At 64.8% G+C, this 20630-nt stretch carries 18 protein-coding genes and 1 tRNA gene; 9 read left to right on the top strand and 10 right to left on the bottom strand.

The window, feature by feature from the left end; all coding sequences use genetic code 11:
- Positions 1 to 12: 12 nt before the first annotated feature.
- The 4 genes from ACNFG0_RS12495 (at position 13) to ychF (ending at position 3459) form a co-directional block, all read left to right on the top strand.
- The gene (locus ACNFG0_RS12495; protein ID WP_016391678.1) at positions 13 to 954 is read left to right on the top strand and encodes a ribose-phosphate pyrophosphokinase; all 942 of its coding nucleotides are present in this window, start codon (positions 13 to 15) and stop codon (positions 952 to 954) included.
- Positions 955 to 1075: 121 nt separating this feature from the next.
- Complete coding sequence (locus tag ACNFG0_RS12490; RefSeq protein ID WP_196143742.1) at positions 1076 to 1672, top strand: 50S ribosomal protein L25/general stress protein Ctc; 597 nt, start codon at positions 1076 to 1078, stop codon at positions 1670 to 1672.
- Positions 1673 to 1751: 79 nt separating this feature from the next.
- Positions 1752 to 2336 (top strand): aminoacyl-tRNA hydrolase, encoded by a 585-nt coding sequence (gene pth, locus ACNFG0_RS12485; protein WP_050703727.1) that lies wholly within the window; start codon positions 1752 to 1754, stop codon positions 2334 to 2336.
- A gap of 22 nt (positions 2337 to 2358) precedes the next feature.
- Positions 2359 to 3459, top strand: a complete 1101-nt coding sequence (gene ychF / locus ACNFG0_RS12480) for a redox-regulated ATPase YchF (protein ID WP_196143743.1) — start codon at positions 2359 to 2361, stop codon at positions 3457 to 3459.
- Between the two features lie 211 nt (positions 3460 to 3670).
- Here ychF and ACNFG0_RS12475 read toward each other — a convergent pair whose 3' ends face one another.
- From ACNFG0_RS12475 to ACNFG0_RS12465, 3 genes are read right to left on the bottom strand one after another with little or no spacing between them, the layout of a single operon-like run.
- The gene (locus ACNFG0_RS12475) at positions 3671 to 4618 is read right to left on the bottom strand and encodes an HlyD family efflux transporter periplasmic adaptor subunit (RefSeq protein ID WP_416765033.1); all 948 of its coding nucleotides are present in this window, start codon (positions 4616 to 4618) and stop codon (positions 3671 to 3673) included.
- 1 nt (position 4619) lies between these two features.
- Positions 4620 to 4826 (bottom strand): DUF1656 domain-containing protein, encoded by a 207-nt coding sequence (locus ACNFG0_RS12470; protein WP_196143744.1) that lies wholly within the window; start codon positions 4824 to 4826, stop codon positions 4620 to 4622.
- Positions 4816 to 6972 carry an FUSC family protein gene (locus ACNFG0_RS12465; RefSeq protein ID WP_416765031.1) on the bottom strand — a complete coding sequence of 719 codons (2157 nt, stop codon included), beginning with the start codon at positions 6970 to 6972 and terminating at the stop codon, positions 4816 to 4818. Before ACNFG0_RS12465 ends, ACNFG0_RS12470 begins: the two co-directional genes overlap by 11 nt.
- Before the next feature lie 323 nt (positions 6973 to 7295).
- Here ACNFG0_RS12465 and ACNFG0_RS12460 point away from each other — a divergent pair, with 323 nt between their 5' ends.
- From ACNFG0_RS12460 to ACNFG0_RS12445, 4 genes are all read left to right on the top strand, one after another.
- Positions 7296 to 7685 (top strand): nuclear transport factor 2 family protein, encoded by a 390-nt coding sequence (locus ACNFG0_RS12460; protein WP_196166070.1) that lies wholly within the window; start codon positions 7296 to 7298, stop codon positions 7683 to 7685.
- An 87-nt stretch (positions 7686 to 7772) separates the two neighbouring features.
- Entirely contained in the window at positions 7773 to 9272 is a 1500-nt protein-coding gene (locus ACNFG0_RS12455) for a purine-cytosine permease family protein (RefSeq protein ID WP_416765029.1), read from the top strand.
- Positions 9273 to 9285: 13 nt separating this feature from the next.
- Entirely contained in the window at positions 9286 to 10716 is a 1431-nt protein-coding gene (locus ACNFG0_RS12450) for an aldehyde dehydrogenase family protein (RefSeq protein ID WP_416765027.1), read from the top strand.
- A 160-nt stretch (positions 10717 to 10876) separates the two neighbouring features.
- Positions 10877 to 12094 (top strand): DUF3422 domain-containing protein, encoded by a 1218-nt coding sequence (locus tag ACNFG0_RS12445; protein ID WP_196154610.1) that lies wholly within the window; start codon positions 10877 to 10879, stop codon positions 12092 to 12094.
- A gap of 71 nt (positions 12095 to 12165) precedes the next feature.
- Here ACNFG0_RS12445 and ACNFG0_RS12440 read toward each other — a convergent pair whose 3' ends face one another.
- From ACNFG0_RS12440 to ACNFG0_RS12415, 6 genes are all read right to left on the bottom strand, one after another.
- On the bottom strand, positions 12166 to 14559 hold the full coding sequence (locus ACNFG0_RS12440) for a DUF3772 domain-containing protein (RefSeq protein WP_416765025.1): 2394 nt from the start codon (positions 14557 to 14559) through the stop codon (positions 12166 to 12168).
- Between the two features lie 56 nt (positions 14560 to 14615).
- Positions 14616 to 15683: a bifunctional DNA-binding transcriptional regulator/O6-methylguanine-DNA methyltransferase Ada gene (gene ada, locus ACNFG0_RS12435; RefSeq protein ID WP_416765023.1), complete on the bottom strand. Its 1068-nt coding sequence runs from the start codon at positions 15681 to 15683 to the stop codon at positions 14616 to 14618.
- 180 nt (positions 15684 to 15863) lie between these two features.
- Positions 15864 to 16490 (bottom strand): DNA-3-methyladenine glycosylase family protein, encoded by a 627-nt coding sequence (locus tag ACNFG0_RS12430; protein WP_196143752.1) that lies wholly within the window; start codon positions 16488 to 16490, stop codon positions 15864 to 15866.
- Positions 16491 to 16581: 91 nt separating this feature from the next.
- A complete protein-coding gene (locus ACNFG0_RS12425) occupies positions 16582 to 17739 on the bottom strand; it encodes an MFS transporter (protein ID WP_196143753.1) in 1158 nt (385 codons plus the stop codon).
- A gap of 124 nt (positions 17740 to 17863) precedes the next feature.
- Complete coding sequence (locus tag ACNFG0_RS12420; RefSeq protein ID WP_196143754.1) at positions 17864 to 18007, bottom strand: hypothetical protein; 144 nt, start codon at positions 18005 to 18007, stop codon at positions 17864 to 17866.
- Between the two features lie 232 nt (positions 18008 to 18239).
- A complete protein-coding gene (locus tag ACNFG0_RS12415; protein ID WP_196154614.1) occupies positions 18240 to 19454 on the bottom strand; it encodes an MFS transporter in 1215 nt (404 codons plus the stop codon).
- Between the two features lie 238 nt (positions 19455 to 19692).
- Here ACNFG0_RS12415 and ACNFG0_RS12410 point away from each other — a divergent pair.
- A tRNA-Met gene (locus ACNFG0_RS12410) sits at positions 19693 to 19769 on the top strand.
- Between the two features lie 57 nt (positions 19770 to 19826).
- Here ACNFG0_RS12410 and ACNFG0_RS12405 read toward each other — a convergent pair.
- Complete coding sequence (locus ACNFG0_RS12405; protein WP_416765020.1) at positions 19827 to 20444, bottom strand: LysE family translocator; 618 nt, start codon at positions 20442 to 20444, stop codon at positions 19827 to 19829.
- Positions 20445 to 20630 lie beyond the last annotated feature (186 nt).

Below are 20630 nucleotides of genomic sequence, written 5' to 3'. Positions count from 1 at the left end.
CAGGTACTGCGCGTGTCCAAGATGATGGTCTTCACGGGGAATGCCAACCCCGATCTGGCTCGGCGTGTTGTACGTCAGCTGCATATTCCACTGGGTGATGTTTCTGTCGGTAAATTCTCCGACGGCGAAATCAGTGCTGAGATCAATGAAAATGTTCGTGGTAAGGACGTCTTCATCATCCAGCCAACCTGTGCTCCTACCAATGACAATCTGATGGAACTGGTGGTGATGGCCGACGCCTTCCGCCGCTCCTCAGCGTCTCGAATCACCGCCGTGATTCCCTACTTCGGATACGCCCGCCAGGACCGTCGTCCGCGTTCGGCACGTGTAGCCATCAGCGCCAAAGTCGTCGCTGACATGCTCACTGTCGTGGGTATCGACCGTGTACTCACCGTCGACCTGCACGCTGACCAGATCCAGGGCTTCTTCGATATCCCCGTCGACAACATCTACGGCTCGCCCGTACTGGTCGACGATATCGAAGACCAGCGTTTCGAGAACCTGATGATCGTCTCCCCGGACATCGGTGGCGTGGTACGTGCGCGTGCCGTGGCCAAGTCCCTGGGCGTCGACCTCGGGATCATCGACAAACGCCGCGAAAAGGCCAACCATTCCGAGGTCATGCACATCATCGGCGATGTCGAGGGGCGCACTTGCATCCTGGTAGACGACATGGTCGATACCGCCGGCACCCTGTGCCACGCGGCCAAGGCCCTGAAAGAACACGGTGCTGCCAAGGTTTACGCCTACTGCACACACCCTGTCCTGTCGGGCCGTGCGATCGAGAACATCGAGAAGTCGGTACTGGACGAGCTGGTGGTGACCAACACCGTCCCGCTGTCCGCCGCTGCTCAAGCCTGTGACCGTATCCGCCAGCTGGATATCGCACCGGTTGTCGCTGAAGCGGTACGTCGCATCAGCAACGAAGAATCGATCAGCGCGATGTTCCGCTAAGCGGAACAGACGCTGACGAAAAGCGCCCCGCCCCGACACTGGTTGTCGGGGCGGGGCTTTTTTGCCATCCCCGTTGGCGCTGGTCGCAAACGCCCTCGGGAGGCTATTTTGGAGAAACAAAATGACTGACTTCACCCTGAACGCCCAAGCGCGTACTGACCTGGGGAAAGGTGCGAGCCGCCGCCTGCGTCATTCCGCCAGCATCCCTGCCGTTGTTTACGGTGGTGATAAAGAAGCCCAATCCCTGACCATCGTGGCCAAGGAAATCGCCAAGCTGTTCGAAAACGAGGCTGCCTTCAGCCACGTTCTGGAACTGAATGTCGACGGCGCCAAGCAGAACGTCGTGGTCAAGGCCCTGCAGCGTCACCCGGCCAAAGGCTTCATCATGCACGCCGACTTCGTTCGCGTCGTTGCTGGCCAGAAGCTGACTGCCAAGGTACCGGTTCACTTCATCAACGAAGAAGCCCCGGTCAAGAAAGGCGGCGAGATCTCCCACGTCGAGTCCGAGATCGAAGTGTCCTGCGAAGCCAAGGACCTGCCTGAATTCATCGAGGTCGACCTGGCCAACGCTGAAATCGGCACCATCATCCACCTGTCGGACCTGAAAGCTCCGAAAGGCGTAGAGTTCGTCGCTCTGGCCCACGGTGATGACAAAGCTGTTGCCAACGTCCACGCCCCGCGCGTTGCCGCTGAAGCTGCTGAAGGCGCTGCCGAGTAATCCACTCGCGCGCCGGCGTTGATCGGGTTACAGTGCCGCGCGCACCGTAACCCACCAACTCCAAGGAAGAGCCCCTGACGTGACCGCCATCCAGTTGATCGTCGGCCTGGGTAACCCCGGCCCCGAATACGAACAGACCCGGCATAACGCAGGGGCTCTTTTCGTAGAACGCCTTGCCAGCGCCCAGCGCGTTTCGCTGTCCGCTGACAAAAAATATTTCGGCCTGACGGCGAAGTTCAGCCATCAGGGCAACGATGTTCGCCTGCTGATCCCCACCACCTACATGAATCGCAGCGGCCAGTCCGTAGCGGCCTTGGCCAATTTCTTCCGCATCAAGCCGGAAGCGATCCTGGTGGCGCATGACGAACTCGACCTGCCTCCGGGCGTCGCCAAACTCAAGAAGGGCGGCGGCCATGGTGGGCACAACGGCCTGCGCGACATCATCGCGCAGCTCGGCAACCAGAACGACTTCCACCGCCTGCGGCTTGGCATCGGCCACCCGGGCGACGCCAAACTGGTCTCCAACTTCGTCCTGGGCCGCGCACCGCGCGCCGAGCAGGAGAAGCTCGACGCCAGCATCGATTTTGCCCTCGGCGTGATGCCGGACGTCCTCGCCGGCGACTTCGCCAAGGCGATGCGCGAACTGCACAGCCAGAAGGCCTGATTTCCTAGAGAGGGGAATACCCATGGGTTTCAATTGCGGCATCGTCGGCCTGCCCAACGTCGGCAAGTCCACCCTGTTCAACGCCCTGACCAAGTCCGGCATCGCGGCAGAGAACTTCCCCTTCTGCACCATCGAGCCGAACAGCGGCATCGTGCCGATGCCCGACGCACGCCTGGACGCCCTGGCCGCGATCGTCAAGCCTGAACGCGTGCTGCCCACCACCATGGAATTCGTCGACATCGCCGGCCTGGTCGCTGGCGCTTCGAAAGGTGAAGGCCTGGGCAACAAGTTCCTCGCCAACATCCGCGAGACCGACGCCATCGCCCATGTGGTGCGCTGCTTCGAAGACGAGAACGTGATCCACGTCTCCAACAGCGTCGACCCCAAGCGTGACATCGAGATCATCGACCTGGAACTGATCTTCGCCGACCTCGACAGCTGCGAGAAGCAACTGCAGAAGGTCGCGCGCAACGCCAAGGGCGGCGACAAGGACGCCTTGGCACAGAAGGCTCTGCTGGAAAAACTCATCGCCCACTTCACCGACGGCAAGCCGGCCCGCAGCCTGATGAAGGACATGAGCGCCGAAGAGAAGGCCGTTATCCGCGGCTTCCACCTGCTGACCAGCAAGCCGGTGATGTACATCGCCAACGTTGCCGAGGACGGCTTCGAGAACAACCCGCACCTGGACGTGGTCAAGGCCATCGCCGAGGAAGAAGGCGCGATCGTGGTGCCGGTGTGCAACAAGATCGAAGCCGAGATCGCCGAGCTGGAAGAAGGTGAAGAGAAGGACATGTTCCTCGAGGCCCTGGGCCTGGAAGAGCCTGGCCTGAACCGCGTGATCCGCGCCGGTTACAGCCTGCTCAACCTGCAGACCTACTTCACCGCCGGCGTGAAGGAAGTCCGCGCCTGGACCGTACGCGTCGGCGCCACCGCCCCGCAAGCCGCTGCCGTTATCCACACCGACTTCGAGAAAGGCTTCATCCGCGCCGAAGTGGTGGCCTACGACGACTTCATCCAGTTCAAGGGTGAGGGCGGCGCCAAGGAAGCCGGCAAATGGCGCCTGGAAGGCAAGGACTACATCGTCAAGGACGGCGATGTGATGCACTTCCGCTTCAACGTGTGATAACCATACGTTAGAAAAAACCCCTTGAGGACAGGCGCCTCAAGGGGTTTTTCTTTTGGCGCCTGCCCTTGTAGGAGCGACGGTGCGGCGGTCCGACTTGTCCCGCGATCAAGAGCGAAGCCCTTGCCAGGCGACGGTGATATGACAAGCCCGCTCCTTGTGACTGGTGCTGCTGGCCAGGCGAACCAGGCAGCGACGGCCCACTCAAACACTATTCAAGAATGGTGACCGTCGCGGTAGTGCCCGCGCGCAGTGGTGGCGCATCGGCCGCGCGCTCCAGGCGCAGACGCACCGGGATGCGCTGGGCCAGCTTGACCCAGGTGTAGCTCGGGTTGACGTTGGCCAGCAGGCGGTTGCCCGGCTGGTTCTCCCGGTCGGTGATCGCATAGGCGATGCTTTCCACGGTGCCTTGCAGCCGCTCGCCGCTCATCAATTCGATGCGTGCCCGGCTGCCGATCTTGATCTTCGGCAGCTTGGTTTCCTCGAAGTAACCGCTGACATGGAACGACTCGCTGTCCACCAGGGCCAGCAGCGGCGCGCCGGGCTGGGCGAAGTCGCCCTGACGGGTCAGCAAGTTGGTCACGTAGCCATTGACCGGGGCGCTCACGCGGGTGTGTTCAAGATCCAGGCGCGCCTGCTTGAGCGTGGCTTCGGCGAGTTTCACATTGGCCTGCGCCAGCCCCAGGTTGGATTGCTCGCGCAGCAGGTCCGCCTGGGCCACGGCGACATCGGTGCCGGACTTTTCCCATTCTTCGGCAGAAATCGCCGACATCGATTGCAGCTTGCGGCGCCGTTGCTCCTCGCTGCGCCGCTGCTTGAGCAACGCCTCGCTGGCGACGATGGCGGCCTGTGATTGCCCCAGGGTGGCTCGGGCCACCTCGACTGCGCGCTCGGCATGCAGCACGGCCAGTTCGTAGCGGGCAGGGTCGATCTGCAACAGCAAGTCGCCGCGGTGGACGAACTGGTTGTCCTGCACAGGTAGCGCGATGATGCGCCCGGCGACTTCCGCCGACAAGGTCACCACATCCGCGCGTACCCGCGCATCGCGGGTCCAGGGCGCGCGGGTGTAGTAGTCCCAGGCGAGCCAGACCAGGCCGACGGCAATTGCCAACACCACCAAGGTCAAGGCCTTGGCCACAACAGGTTTCAACGCAGGCATTTCAGACGCTCGCTCCCATCGACAATACGAGGGCCGCGCAGATCGCGGCATACAGGGCTCCCTGGAACAGCGCCGGGTGCCAGACCCGCGCCAACACGCCAACCCGACGCAGCACGGCATCGGCGATCAGGAACAATGGCAGCCCCAACAGCAGGGCCTGGGCAATGGGCGGCAGGTAGACACCGCCAAATTCGAAATCAATGGGCATGGGCGCCCTCCTGTTCAGGTAGCGGCGGAGGCCCCGCCAGGACCGACCGATAGCGCTGCAGCAACTGACTGGCAACCGCGAGCGCCACGCGCAGGATGAACAAGCGCCGCAGCGCTTCCCGATCAGCGTCCAGGTGCGCCTCGTGCAACGCATCCAGGGCCTGGCCGACCCGTTCGGCCTCCTGCAACAGCCCGTCGATGTCCACCGGGCGTTGCCCGCCGATGACCTCGGCCATCCCCTGCAACACTAGGCCTAAACGAGCTTTCGTGCCTTCTGGCAGCGCCACGCTGGTCACGCACTGGGTACGCGCCTGGCCCAGGGCAATGGCCAATGCCGGGCAAACCAGGCTGCAATCGAACAGCGCCCGGGAACGCGGGTCGGTCGCCGCCGGCAGCAAGCCGATCATCGCGGACAGGCGGTCGAGCGTACGGCTTTCGAAGTCGAACTGGTGGGTCAACCCGTTGCCCTCGGTCACCTGCCGGTACACATCGTCACGGGTCAGGCGGAACAGCCGGGCCATGCGTTTTGGCGCATTGAATGGAAAGACCAAGGCGAACACCACCATGGCCAGCACCCCGGCGACCACGTAGCCACCCGCGAACTCGAACCACTGGATGGCACTGTTGTGGTAGGCGCCGACGTTCTGCGGCCCGATCATCAACAGGCTGATCAGGCCGATGCCCATGCCGATGCCGGCGGTCATCGGGTTTGCCAGGCCAACGGCTGCCAGGTAGAGCAACGGCGCCAGGCACAGGGCAAGCATTTCGAAATCGGTGAAGATCGGCAGCAGCGCAAACTGGTACAACGCCGACAGCACCAGCGCCACCAGCAGGCCGCGGTTGTAGTTCTGGCTCGCCAGCAAGGGCCTTGGCAGGGTCGCCATCAGCGAACACATCACGCCGATCAGGATCACCCCGGAGCGCGCGCCGTCCCAGGCCGTTTCGATCCATAGCCAGCCGGCCAGGAACAAGGCCAGGAATGCCCGCACGGCATTCATGCCAGCCAGGCGAAAATCCAGGTGCAGGGCACTGAACCGCCCCTGGTCATGAGGGCAGCTGGCCGCCCTGCCCTGCTGGATCGCCTCGTTGAGCTCGATCAGCTCATCGAGTTGCTGCAACAGGCGCGCCTGCTCCCAGCGCAGGGCCCAGGCCAGCGAACGCATGCGCGGCGGCAAGGGCTCGTTGAGAAACTCGGCGCGGTCGGCAGCCTGGTCGAAGCCCTGGTGCAGGCTGCGGATCGCCTTGCGCCCGCTCGCCGACAACGCCACACCGTCGCGGGCCAGCGCGTCCAGGCTGTCCAGCTCGGCCAGGCGCAGCAGCTGAATGTCGGCCGGCAGCGGCCCTTGCCAATGCTGCTTGATCAGCTCGCGTTGCTGGCGCAGCACCAACAGACGCGACACCAGCAGCACCAACTGGTTGGCCAGCAGTTGCACCAGCCCGTCGGCGCTGCGCAGGTGCGGCGCATCGAAATACAGATGCCGGCGCAGGCCTTCCAGCGCGCTGATCTCAGCGATCAGCTGCGCCTGGCGTTGACTGAACGCCGCCTCGTCTTCTTCGGTACGGACCACTTCGGCCGCGTGACGGGCGATCAGCTTGACCAGACTATCGACCTTGCTGAAATACCCCTGCGCCACCGCCTGGGGGCGAGCGGTCAACAGGCTGACCACGGCCACGCAGACCACGGCCAGCAGGGTTTCGGTCAGCCGGGTGATGGCCAGCAGGAAAATACCGTCCGGCTCCGGGACCGCCAGCATCGCCACCACCACGGCAGTGAACCCACTCAGGACGAAGGCGTGGGAATCGGTGTAGCGCAACAAGGTCCCCCCGGCCGTGCAGAAGGCCAGCCAGAGGGACAGGCAGACGATGAAAGGCATCGGCGCCTGGGGGAACAGCGCCATGATCGCCACCGCCACGGCTGCGCCCGCCGCTGTGCCGAGCACCTGGGCGAAGCTGCGCTTGAGGGTCATGCCGGCCAGCGGCAGGCTGATGATGATCACGGTCATCAGCGCCCACTTCGGTTGTTCCAGGTCGAAGATGAACGCCAGGTACAGGCACAGGAGGCCTGCGACGAGGGTGCGCAGCGCGAACAACAGCACCCCGCGCCCGGGGTTCAAGGCCAGCTTGAAATAGGCAATCAGTGGACCCATTCGGTACCTCGAGACACGGACGGGGAACCCTGCGCCAAGGCATGGCTTCCCGAGCCAGGTTATTTCATCAGCAGGTTGCAGCTGGTACAGACACAACGTTAGTTCGATAAACGGCCTGTCGGTAGAGGCCGAATTCGCCCCCCTGCGTTCCATTTGGTGAACGCTTTTGCCTGAGTGCCAGCACTGATCCTGTAGGGTGCGTGCGGACATGGAATTGGTTCACAAATTTCTGAACTGATTATTTATCCCCAGCGATTTTTCCCTCCGTCGCCCCTCACCAGAATCGCTTCACCAACAATCACAATAATCGTGAGGCCACGCCCGTGGACCAGACCCTCCAGGTAAGGCAAGCCGCCGCCGACCTCGTCGACGCCTTCGCCAGCAACGACACCGCCCGCTACTTCGCCTGCTTCAGCGAAGACGCCACGTTCCTCTTCCACACCTTGCCGCACCCGCTGCTCTCGCGCCGTGCCTATGAAACGCTGTGGGCGCAATGGCAGGCCGAAGGCTTTGCCGTGCTGGCATGCCAGTCCAGCAACGCGCAGGTGAGCTTGCAAGGTGAGGTGGCGATCTTCATGCACGACGTGGCCACGCACATTCGCATCGCAGGCCAAGAGCACCGGCTGGCCGAGCGCGAGACCATCGTCTTCAAGCGCCAGGGCGAACGTTGGCTGGCCTGCCACGAACACCTGTCGGTCGTCTCCGACACCTGATGTTTCGCGGCCCTGCCGCACTGCCAACGCACCACAAGAAAATCCGCGCATCGCGCCGACTCACAACAACCGCGCTGGAGCCTTGCCATGAGCCACTCGACCGGTATCGAGACCAATGGCGTCGAACAGATCCCCGATGATCAACGCGACGCGACCCCACTGGACCTGTTCCGCCTGATCTTCGGCGGTGCCAACACCTTCGCCACCGCCGTGCTGGGCAGCTTCCCGGTGCTGTTCGGCCTGTCGTTCCAGGCCGGGCTATGGGCCATCCTGCTCGGCGTCGGGGTGGGCGCCTTGATCCTCGCCCCCATGGGCCTGTTCGGTGCGCTCAATGGCACCAACAATGCGGTATCGTCCGGCGCGCACTTCGGCGTGCATGGGCGCATCGTCGGTTCGTTCTTGTCGTTGCTCACCGCCGTGGCGTTCTTCTCGCTGTCGGTTTGGAGTTCAGGCGACGCCCTGGTCGGTGGCGCCAAACGCCTGGCCGGGCTTCCGGAAACCGACCTGACCCTGGGCCTGGCCTACGGCCTGTTCGCGGTGCTGGTGCTGGTGGTGTGCATCTTTGGCTTCCGCTTCATGCTGTGGGTCAACAAGATCGCGGTATGGGCCTCGAGCCTGCTGTTCCTGCTGGGCATCCTGGCCTTCGCCGGCCCCTTCGACGTGCACTTCGCCGGTAGCGTCAACCTCGGCCAACCCGGTTTCTGGGCCGCCTTCGTCGGTGCGGCGATCCTGGCCATGAGCAACCCGGTCTCGTTCGGCGCATTCCTCGGCGACTGGTCGCGCTACATCCCGCGTCAGACGCCCAAGGCACGCATCATGCTGGCTGTGATCGCCGCCCAGGCGGCGACCCTGATCCCGTTCCTGTTCGGCCTGTGCACCGCGACCCTGGTGGCCACCCAGGCCCCGGACTACATCGCGGCCAACAACTACGTCGGCGGCCTGCTGGCGATCTCGCCGGGCTGGTTCTTCCTACCGGTGTGTCTGATCGCGGTGATCGGCGGCATGTCCACCGGCACCACCTCGCTGTATGGCACCGGCCTGGACATGTCCAGCGTGTTCCCGCGCCTGCTCAGCCGCGCCGGCGCGACCCTGCTGATCGGCGTCGCCGCCATCGCCTTCATCTTCATCGGCCGCTTCACCTTCAACCTGGTGCAGAGCGTGTCCACCTTCGCCGTGCTGATCATCACCTGCACCAGCCCCTGGATGGTGATCATGATCCTCGGCCTGGTCACCCGTCGCGGCTTCTACCATGCCGACGACCTGCAGGTGTTCACCCGTGGCCAGCGTGGCGGGCACTATTGGTTCACCCATGGCTGGAACTGGCGCGGCATGGGCGCCTGGATTCCCAGCGCGGCGGTGGGCCTGTGCTTCGTCAACCTGCCGGGGCAGTTCGTCGGCCCGCTGGGCGAGCTGGCCGGCGGAATCGACCTGAGCCTGCCGGTCACCCTGGGCATGGCTGGCCTGCTGTATATCGCCCTGCTCAATCTGTTCCCTGAACCCGCCAGCGTCTATGGCCCCCAGGGCCCGCGTTGGGTGCGCTGCAAAAGCGCCCCGCGCACGCCGGTGACCACCGCCGAATCCGCCTGACTGGAACCCGACCATGACCAACCCCCACTACATCGACGGCCGCTGGGTCGAAGGCCAAGGCAACGATTGCATCACCGTGCATGACCCCGCATTGGGCCAGCCATTCGCCGAGCTGATGTCCGCCAGCACTGCCCAGGTCGACCAAGCCGTGGCCGCCGCCCGTCGTGCCCTTCCCGCCTGGAAAGCCACTGCCCCGGGCGAGCGTGCCGCGCTGCTGCGTGGCTTCGCCGAACAACTTGGCCAGCGCCGCGAAGCCCTGATCACCCTGCAAATGCGCAACAACGGCAAGCCCCGCCACGAAGCCGAGATCGACCTGGACGATGCCGTGGCCACGTTCGGCTACTACGCCGACCTTGCCGAGCAGTTGCCTGGCAAGAATGCCGAGGTCCCCCTGGCCGCCCCCGGCTTCACAGCCCGTACGCGCCTAGAGCCGGTGGGCGTGGTCGGCTTGATCGTGCCGTGGAACTTCCCCCTGGTGACCAGCGCGTGGAAGCTCGCCCCGGCCCTGGCCGCCGGTTGCACCGTGGTGCTCAAGCCTTCGGAGGTCACCCCGCTGATTGAACAGGCCTACGGCCAGATCGCCGAGGCGCTGAACCTTCCCGCCGGGGTGCTGAACATCGTCAACGGCAAGGCCGAGACCGGCGCCGCCCTGAGCAGCCACAACGGCCTGGACAAGCTGTCGTTCACCGGCAGCAACGGCGTAGGCAGCCAGGTCATGCGCGCTGCTGCAGCCCAGTGCCGCCCCGTGACCCTGGAGCTCGGTGGCAAATCGGCGATCGTGGTGTTCGATGACTGCGACGTGGACCAGGCCGTGGAATGGATCGTCGCCGGCATCACCTGGAACGCCGGGCAGATGTGCTCGGCCACCTCGCGCCTGCTGGTCCAGGACGGCATCGCCGACGCGCTGCTGCCACGCCTGAAGGCGGCCCTGGAACAGATGCAGGTGGGCAACCCGCTGGTCGAGGACGTGGCCATGGGCCCGCTGACCAGCCAGGCGCAATGGCTCAAGGTCGCCAGCTACTTCGCCATTGCTCGCGAAGAAGGCCTGCACTGCCTCACCGGTGGCCAGGTGCTGGACCGCGACGGCTGGTTCGTCAGCCCCACCGTTTACGTGGATGTGCCCGAGGGTAGCCGCCTGTGGAACGAGGAGATTTTCGGCCCCGTCTTGTGCGCCCGCCGCTTCGCCACCGAGGCGCAGGCCATCGCCCAGGCCAACGACAGCCGCTTCGGCCTGGTCGCCACCGTGTGCAGCGCCGATCTGGAGCGCGCCGAGCGTGTGGCCGACGCCCTGGAAGTCGGCCATGTGTGGATCAACTCGGTGCAGGCGGTATTCGTCGAGACCTCCTGGGGCGGGACCAAGGGCAGCGGCATCGGCCGCGAGCTCGGGCCATGGGGGCTGTCAGCGTACCAGTCGGTCAAGCATGTGACGCGTTGCCTGGGCTGATATCCGCTTGGGGGCGCCATGCGCCCCTTTTGCGGCACAAGGCCGCGCCTACAGAAAGCCGCCTCACACATAAAAGCCCGTGTCTCTGGTGACTTTTACCCCTCGCCGCAAAGTCCCACCCCTGGTAGCCCAACAATCACAACACCAGGCCAGACCTCCCATGCACCCGCAACGCACCGCCCTGCATAACGAGCTGCACGCCCGCCCGTCGCTGTACTTCGACGAGCCTGCCCATGTCCACCACCTGGCCCTGCTGGGCAATGACACCGCCTGCCTGGCCTTGCTGCAACGCTGCTGCCCGGACGCCGTCGACATGGAGGCCGCCCAGGGCATCACCCGGCTGGACGGCAACCCCTTCAAATGGGAGCGCCACGCCGAGTTCTTCACGCTGACCCTGGTAGTGCCCTGCGCCACCCACGATGCCGGCTGGCAGGCGCTGCCCCAGGTCCTGGCCGACGCCATCGCTCCCCAGGCAGACCAAGTGATCAATGCCGTGCAGGTGCTGGTGCGTGGCGAGCAGGACCTGGACCTGACCCGCTACGGCTTCAAGGACCCTTGTGGTTCCTGCGTCGGCGGCGGCGACGCGGTGGTGTGGAGCGATTTTCGCCTGACCGAAGACGGCACCAACCGCCTGCTGTTCGTCAATCGGCGCCTCAACGCTTACCGCCAGGGCCGAATGATCCGCCGTCTGCTGGAAATCGAGACCTACCGCATGATGGCCTCGCTGGCCCTGGCCACAGCCAAGACCCTGAGCCAGGAGCTGGACGCCTTCGACCGGACTCTGGTGAGCCTCTCTGAGCGCAGTGCCAGCGTCGACGGCCATGACTCCAAGGCCCTGCTCGAAGCCATCGCCCACCTCTCGCGCCAGGTGGTCAGCCGCACGGTGAAGACCCGCCACCGTTTTGGCGCCACCCAGGCCTATGCGCAGCTGGTGTTCGAACGTCTGGGCGAGCTGCGCGAAAGCCACGTGGGCGATTGCCAGCGCCTGGGGGTGTTCATCGAGCGACGCTTCAAGCCGACCGTGCGCTATTGCGCCGCCACCGAGCAGCGCCTGGAGCAACTGGCCAAGAATGTGGCCAACCTGGGCGACCTGCTGCAGGCGCGCGTGCAGGTGGAGATGGAAGAACAGAACGCCGGCATCCTGCGCAGCCTCAATGCCCGGGCCGATACCCAAGTGAAGATCCAGAAGGCCGTGGAAGGGCTGTCGATCATCGCCATCACCTACTACCTGCTGAACCTGTTCAAGCTGCTGTATGGCGGCCTGAATGTACTGGGTGCCGGGCTGACGGCGCGCGAGGCCTTGGTGGGGATGGCAGTGCCGGTGATGGTGGTGCTGGGAATGATCCTGCTACGCATCAGACGGGCGAAGCAGCACTGAACCAGGCACAAGGCACTCCCCCTGTAGGAGCGGCCTTGTGCCGCGAAAGGGCTGCACAGCAGCCCCAGGCCTTACCGCGCTTCGTCAGCCGGCCGTGCGCTGTCCTGCAACAACACCATGCTCTGCGGCGAAGACAGCGCGATACCTTCGTCACGCAACCGCCCCAGTACCGTGAACAGCAGGTCGCTGCGCGCACCCGACACCTGCCGTGGGCTGCTCACGTAACCGCTGACGTTGATCACCATCCCGCTGGCAGTGAGGTCCTTGAAGGTCACCGACGAGGCTGGCGCATCGAGGATCGACTCATGCTCGCGAAACGCCGCCAGCAGCAGCTCGCGCACTTTGTTCGCATCGGTGTCCAACGGCAGGGTCAGGGTGATGCCGACCACGCCCAGGGCATTGCCCATGGTCACGTTGCGCACGTTCTGGGAAATGAACTGCGAGTTGGGCACGATCACTGTGGAACGGTCGGACATCTGGATTTCCGTGGCACGCACGTTGATCCGGCGGATGTCGCCCTCCACCCCGGCCAGGCTCACCCAGTCGCCCACCTTGACCGGGCGCTCGGTGAGCAGGATCAGGCCGGAGATGAAGTTCTGCACGATCTGCTGCAGGCCGAAACCGATACCCACCGACAGCGCACTGACCACCCAGGTCAGGCTGGTGAGGTTGATGCGCAGGGTCGACATCACCAGCATGGCCAGGAACAGGAAGCCCAGGTAGCCGACCAGGGTCACCAGGGAGGCACGCATGCCGGCATCCATGTCGGTCTCCGGCAGCAGGCGCTCGCTCAGCCAACGCTTGACCACGCGGATGGCGAACAGCCCACCGAGGAACATGGCCATGGCCAGGAAGATGTCCTGCGGCACGATGTTCAGGTTGCCGAGCACCTTGCCGCCACTGCCGTCCCATTCCGCCAGGCTCAGCAGCAGCTCGCCGGGGCTGGTGCCCGAGGGCATGAGCACCAGCAGGCCGGCGACGAACAGCAGCACCGTGCGCCCGATACCGGCCAGTATGGTACTGGCCTGGGCCTGGTGGCGCGGCTGCAGCCCAAGCGCCGAGGACAATGCCAGGCCACTGGGCTGACGCGGCGACAACAGGGTTTCGCACAGGTCACCGAACACCGTGATGAGCAGGTAGGCGCAGGTTGCCACCACGCTGATCCACAGCAGCTTGGCGGTGAGGAAGTAGGCCAGGGTCAGGTAGCCGGTGAGCAGGGCCAACAGGATCAGCCCCACCCAGACCACGATCACGAACGGTATCAGCCCGGCCAACCCAGGCGGGCGCTCCAGCTGGTGCCGTGTGCGCGCGCGGCGGTAACAGACCAGGGCCGCAACGAAGATCAGCGACACCACCAGGGCGGTCAGGCCGTTGGTGGCCACGGTCAGCGCCAGGCTGGTGCCGATCACGCTGTTGATGCGTTCCTGGGTCAGCAGCACCATCAGCGCCAGGGCCAGAACCTGGGGGAACCAGCCCAGGGCGCTGGCCACTTCGTCCGGGATCGGCGGCAGGCGCCAGGAGGGGCGCTGCAGCATCAGCATGGCGCGGCCAAGGCCGGCGATGAAAGCGCTGAACACCACCAGGGTGAGGATATGGTTGGTCAGGCTGGCGATGTCGCTGCCCAGCTCGGCGCTGTTCTCCAAGCCCCAGCGCACCAGCGACACCGAGCCGCCGATGGTGCTCAGGGTCGCCAGGCTGACGCTCAAGGCCAAGGCACTGCGCCGCAGGCGGCCTTCGGGCAGCCAGCGGATCATGGCATCGGCCAGAAGCCGTTCGAGCACCTTGCGCACCAGCGTCCAGACCAGCAAGGCGGCCACCAGGCTGCTGACGAACAACCAGCGGTGCTCGGCGCTGAAGGCACTGGCCACGGCATCGGCCGCCTCGCCGCGCAAGTCGCGCAGGCGTGCCACGTCTTCGTCGGTCGGGCGGATCAGGCTCGACCAGAACGCCGGGCTCAGTGGGCTGGCGGCGCGGGTGGTGACCTGCGAATTGAATTGGCTGCGGCGCAGGTTGACGATCTGCGTGGCCAGGTCACGGGCCGACTGGGTCAGCTTCACCGCCTGCTGTTGTTCGGCCAGTACCGATTTCTTTTCATCGCTCAACTGCTTGCGCTGGCGGGTGATGCTGTCGGCTTCGTCGGGCAGCACCGGGCCGAGCACCTTGAGCTGGTCGTCCAGGCGCTCCACGTCGGAGGTGCGTTGCGTGCCCAGGGCGTCAGCCTGGCGTTGCACCTGCAAGGCGGCCTGACGCAGCTGGGACAGCAAGTCATCGTTGGCCTCGCTGGTAAGCCCCTGGCGGACCTGGTCCAGGCGGTCACTCAACTGCTCCAGGCTGGCGTTCTCGTCCAGCGTGGGCAGCTCACCCGCGCTCAACGGCCCGACCTGTGCCGACCAGGCCGGCGTGGCTACCCACAACAGCAGGGCAAGCGTTGCTACACAAAAACGGTAAAGGCTCAGGCGCCTCATCGAATTCCCCTATTTACACGCTCGATTGGGCGGGGATTCTACGCTGCTCGCGGCGCTCAGGTGAGTGCCGTTTCTCGCGTGAGCAATTGCCGTTTACGCTCCACGCCCCAACGGTAGCCGCTGAGGTCGCCATCACGGCGTACCACCCGGTGGCAGGGGATGGCCACGGCGAGGCAGTTGGCGGCGCAGGCCTGGGCGACGGCGCGCACGGCCTTGGGTGCACCGACGCGTTCGGCGATGTCGGTGTAGCTGACCGTGCTGCCCGCGGGAACCTCGCGCAGCGCCTGCCAGACGCGCTCCTGGAAGGCCGTGCCTTGCACGTCCAACGGCAACGCCAGCCCCAGGGCCGGTTGCTCGACGAAGCCCACCACCTCGGCGACCAGGCGTTCGAAACCGGCGTCGCCGCCGATCAGCCGAGCCTTGCTGAACTGGTCCTGCAGCTCCTCGAGCAAGCGCTCGGGGTCCTCGCCCAACAGGATGGCGCAGATGCCCCGTTCGCTCTGCGCCACCAGGATCGCGCCGAGCGAGCATTGGCCGATGGCGAAGTGAATGGTCGAGCCCGCGCCCTTGGCCCGATACTCCCTCGGGCGCATCCCCAAGCGTTGGCCGGCGCTCTCGTAGAAGCGGCTGTTGGAGTTGTAGCCGGCGTCATAGATGGCCTCGGTCACCGAGCTGGCGCGGTCGTCGAGCCGCTCACGCAGGCGCCGGGCGCGGTAGGCCGAGGCATAGGCCTTGGGCGTGAGCCCGGTCTCGGCCTTGAACACGCGGTGCAGGTGGAAGGGGCTGACGGCCAGCTGGGCACCGAGCTGGTCGAGGTTAGGCGCCGTCTCGCTGGCCTCGATCAACCGGCAGGCGCGGGCCACCAGCTCGGTGCGGCGCATCGACTGCAGGGCCTTGCCCTCGGTGCAGCGGCGACAGGCACGGTAACCGGCCGCTTCGGCGGCGTCGGCGTCGTCGAAGAACTCGACGTTCTCGCGCTTGGCCAGGCGCGACTTGCAGCCAGGCTGGCAGTAGACGCCCGTGGTGCGTACGGCGTAGACGAAATGACCACTGGCCGCCGTGTCGCGGCTTTGCACGGCAAACCAGCGGTCGGCGTCGGTGGCGTAGGCGGTGGCAGGCTTCATGAATTCTCTCCTGGCGGCTGATGGTTGCAAGCCTGACAGGCCGGGTTGGAACGGGCACTCCGTTTATTGCAGGGTAATCTGTGGTGCATTCATCGCCGGCAAGCCGGCTCCCACCTGTCCCGCGCTGTTTTCAGAGGCACCGCCGTACCAGCCGGCCGCCGATGAGACAGCGCCATACGTTCAGGCGCGCCACAGGTACCAGGACGCCACGGTCCGATACGGGCTCCAGCCGCCTCCCAGCGAACGCATCTGCGCCGGCGTCGGTGCCTTGTCCATGCCCTTGAGCCGACGATACCCCTCGCGCACGCCGAAGTCGTCCACCGGCAGGATATCGGAGCGCTCCAGGCAATAGATCAACAGCATCTCCACGGTCCAGCGCCCGACGCCACGCAGGCTCACCAGGCGCTCGATCAGCACATCGTCATGCAATGCCAGCGCTTGCTCGCGGCTGGGGACGATGCCGTCCAGACGCGCCTGGGCGATCCCCTGCACCGTTGCCAGCTTGCTCGCGGAAAAGCCACAGCCGCGCAGCATCTCGGGCGGCGTGGCCAGCAGTTGCTCGGGGCTTGGGAACGCGGCCCCCGGGTACAACGCCAGCAGACGCGCCAGGATCGCTTCGGCCGCCCGGGCGTGCAGCTGTTGGTAGGCCACCGCCCGCACCAGCGCTTCGAAGGGCTCGCGCTCAGGCACAGCGCTGTGCTGGCAGGGGCCGATGGCCGCGATGTGCCGGGCCCAGTCTGGGTCGAGCGCCGCGAGAAAGTCCGTGGCCTGGCGATAGGCCGAGGGCGAGAGGTCGGCGTGGATCATGCGCGATAGCCTCCGATGATCGGAAAAGGACCAGCTTAGACCAACCCTTGAACGACCGAACGACGGTTCTTGCGCAGGTAATTGCCGCGCCTCAGTCCGTAACGGCTCGCAGCTTCCCTGCCCGCCGGTACGACTGCCGGGCAAAGCACACGAACAACCCTGCCATCACGGCCAGCGCCATGGGCAGCCCGTGCGGTGCCACGTCCATCGCTGCCCCGCTGACCAGCGGCCCGACCAGGCTGCCGACGCCCCACAGCAAGCCCACGCTGGCATTGGCCGTCACCAGGTCCTGGCCCTTGAAGCGCTGGCCGATCAACACCAACGCCAGGGTATAGATACCGCCAGCCACGGCGCCCAGCACCACCAGCAGTGGCCACAGCAGCCAGCTCATCTGCAGCAGCCACGGCAGGCCGATGCCGATCGCCATGGCGACCACACCGCATACCAGGTGCAACCCGGTACGCTCGACCCGGTCGGCCAGCCAGCCCAGGGGCAGCTGGAAGATCATGTCGCCTGCGAACACCACGGTCACCATCAACGCCGCTGCACCCACTGCGAAACCATGGCTGGTGGCATATACCGGCAACAGCGACAGCACCACGGCATCGAAGAAAGAGAAGAACAACACCGCCACGCACAGCGCCGGCGCGACCCGGAAGAATCCGGCCAGGCCAAAGCTCTTCTCGCCTTCCTCGTGCTCGACATGGTCATTGGGAACGGTCAACAGGATGCACAGCAACGCCAGGCCGTAGCAGGCGGTGACCACACCGATGACCCACGGGCTGTTGGCGCCAAGCACCGCCAACATGGCCGGGCCCAGCACCTGGAAGCCGGTGAAGCTGGTAGCGTAGAGCGCCATGATCTTGCCGCGGTTGTGCTCCGGGCACAGCTCGTTGACCCACGACTCGCCAAGGATGATGGCGATGCCCATGCCGACACCCAGCGCCAGACGCAGCACCGCCAAGTACCAGATCGAGGTGAAGGCGCCTTCGAGCAACGCGATGCTCAGGGTGCACAAGCTGAAGCACAGCAAATAGATGGTGCGCCGGGTCAAGTGGCGGCAGCAGGCATCGACCATGAACGCCGAAAGCATCATGCCCGCCGCGGGGATGGCCGAGAGGATACCGATCTCAAGGGTGCCAGCCCCCGCCTCGTGCAGACGCAACGACACCAGCGGCAGACTCGCGCCCAGGCTGAACCCCACCACCGACACGGCGAACAACAGGCCCGCCAGCAAACGCATGTTCATTACCACTCCTTGCTCGCCGCCCGAAGGCACCCTGGGCCGGGGCGGCTGGAAAAACCACTGGAAAGATGTGCGAACGCAGCCGCCCGCAGCCACGCCGGCAGGCGGGCACGCAGGGGCGCAAGGATCAGTTCAGGGCAAGGTGTGGCGAGAAGGTGAAGGCGAACAGCACGCTGCGCCGACGCTTGAGCACCGTGTCGCTCGGCCACGCACGACGCACCGCCTGGACGACAGGCTGGTGGACAAGGCGAAGGCTCTGGGAACGGCGCATTGCATCGACTACGTGAATTGAAAGGAGGCGGCACTCTAGGCCAGAGGCCGGTGTTACGTCAATTGCGACACTGGCCGGTTCAGCGGGCCCGTAAAAGCGCTGGGACCGCGTCGCGCTCCAATCGCGGGGCAAGCCCGCTCTCATAGAACAACGCATAACTATTTGTTTTTGCGGGCCCTTTGTGGGAGCGGGCTTGTCCCGCGATTGGAGCGCAACGCGGTCCCAATACCGATCAACGCTTGCCGGTGGAAGGCAGGAATACTGCCAGCAAGCCAAACAGCGGCAGGAACGAGCACAACCCATATACGTATTCGATCCCTCGCAGGTCGGCCAGGTAGCCCAGCAGCGCCGCACCGATGCCACCGAAACCGAACATCAGGCCGAAGAAGATCCCGGCGATCATGCCCACGCTGCCCGGTACCAGCTCCTGGGCATAGACCACGATGGCCGAGAACGCCGAGGCCAGGATGAAGCCGATCACTACGCTGAGCACGCTGGTCCAGAACAGGTCGGCGTACGGCAGGGCCAGGGTGAACGGTGCCACGCCCAGGATCGAGAACCAGATCACCGCCTTGCGCCCGATTCGGTCACCGATCGGCCCGCCGAAGAAGGTGCCGGCTGCCACCGCGCCCAGGAACAGGAACAGGTGCAGCTGGGAGCTAGCCACCGAAACGCCAAACTTCTCGATCAGGTAGAAGGTGAAATAGCTGGTGAAGCTGGCCATGTAGAAATACTTGGAGAACACCAGCAGGCCCAGCACCACCAACGCCAGGATCACCCGCTGGCGCGAGATGCCATGGCTGGCCTGCACAGCCTTGCGGGCCTTGAACTGGTTGAGGTGGCCCTTGTACCAACCGCGCAGCAACAAGGTCACGGCGAAGAAGAACAGCCCGGCCAGGCCGAACCAGGCCACATGGCTCTGGCCGAAGGGAATGACGATGGCCGCCGCCAGCAGCGGACCGAGGGCGGAGCCGGCGTTGCCGCCAACCTGGAAGGTCGACTGGGCCAGGCCGAAGCGTCCTCCCGATGCCAGGCGGGCAATGCGCGAGGTCTCGGGGTGGAAGGTCGAGGAGCCGATGCCCACCAGCGCCGATGCCAACAGAATCATCGGGAAGCTGCCGACGAACGCCAGCATCACGATCCCCACCAGCGTGCACAACGTGCCCAGCGGCAACAGGTTCGGCGCCGGACGCCGGTCGGTGAAGAAACCGACCCAGGGTTGCAGCAGCGAGGCCGTGATCTGGAACGTCAGGGTGATCAGGCCGATCTGGGCGAAGCTCAGGTTGTAGTTGGCCTTGAGCATCGGGTAGATGGCCGGCAGCACTGCCTGGATCAAGTCATTGATCAGGTGTGCCAGGGCACAGAAGCCGATGATGCGCATCACCAGTGGGCTGGCCTGTGCAGCGGTGCTGGTGCCGGTGGAGGTCTGGGCGCTGGTGATGGCCATGGCTGTGTCCTTTCCGCGAATTTGGGATCCGATTATCAGGAAAGAACTAGATACTTAGCTACCTTTTTATGCGATCCGCCGCCCCGCGGCTCGACGGGCCAGGCCTGCATAGCGCGTTGTTTGCAGTTTGGAGTGTGCAGTGAGCGACTCCCCCAGCTAAGCGTTTGAAAGGCCGGAAATTTTTTTTACAACGAGTGTTGACAGAGCCGCGATTCGAGCTAATAATGCGCGCCAAGTCGGCTACATAGCTCAGTTGGTTAGAGCATAGCATTCATAATGCTGGGGTCCGGGGTTCAAGTCCCTGTGTAGCCACCACCTTCAAAAAAGGGCTTATCGAAAGATAAGCCCTTTTTTATTGCCTCGAAAAAACCGTCAACGCACGCCCGCCACTACCACGACCAGGCCCAGCCCGATCAAGGCCACGCCGATCACCCGGTTGACCACCCCTTGCCGCTCGATCATCGCCTGGCGCAGCGCGGCGCTCGAAAAGAACACCGCCACCAGGCTGAACCAGGCCCAATGGGCAAACGACATGAACACCCCATAGGCGAAGTCCAGCGCCAGCGGGCTGCCTGGCTGCACCACCTGGGTATAGGCACTGACCACGAACAGCATGGTCTTGGGGTTCAGCGCATTGGTCAGGAAACCCGTGCGCAGGCCTTGGAGCACGCCAGCCCGAGGGCTCTGACCGATGCCATCGAGCGAGATCCGCGAGGTGTTGGTCAACGACTTGTAGCCCAGGTAGACCAGATAACCGGCCCCCACCACCTTCATGGCCAGGAACAGCACCGGGCTCTGGCTGATGATCACGGCGATGCCGAGCACGGTGTACAACACATGTACCTGCACGCCCAGGGCGATCCCCAGGGCTGCGGCCAGGCCCGCCTTGCGCCCCTGGGCATAACTGTTGCGGGTGACCATGGCGAAATCGGCGCCCGGGCTGATGACGGCCAGCACGGTGAACAGGGCGACGGCGATCAGTTCATTCACGAAAAACTCCTCGATTGGCGATGAAAATGCACAGAGCGCTGATTATCGAGGGCTTATTCGTGGGGAAAAATCGATTTATAGTGCTGCAAACCTGCTAGTTTTTTTCACCGATAGACGAAAGCCTTGCTGGCCCAACCACGGGGCAAGCACGCTCCCCTATGGCTACACGGGTTCTCCCTTGTGGGA

The organism is Pseudomonas sp. NY15372, from assembly GCF_048068215.1.
Taxonomy (GTDB): domain Bacteria; phylum Pseudomonadota; class Gammaproteobacteria; order Pseudomonadales; family Pseudomonadaceae; genus Aquipseudomonas; species Aquipseudomonas guariconensis_A.
This window is presented reverse-complemented; position numbering and strand designations above follow the sequence as displayed.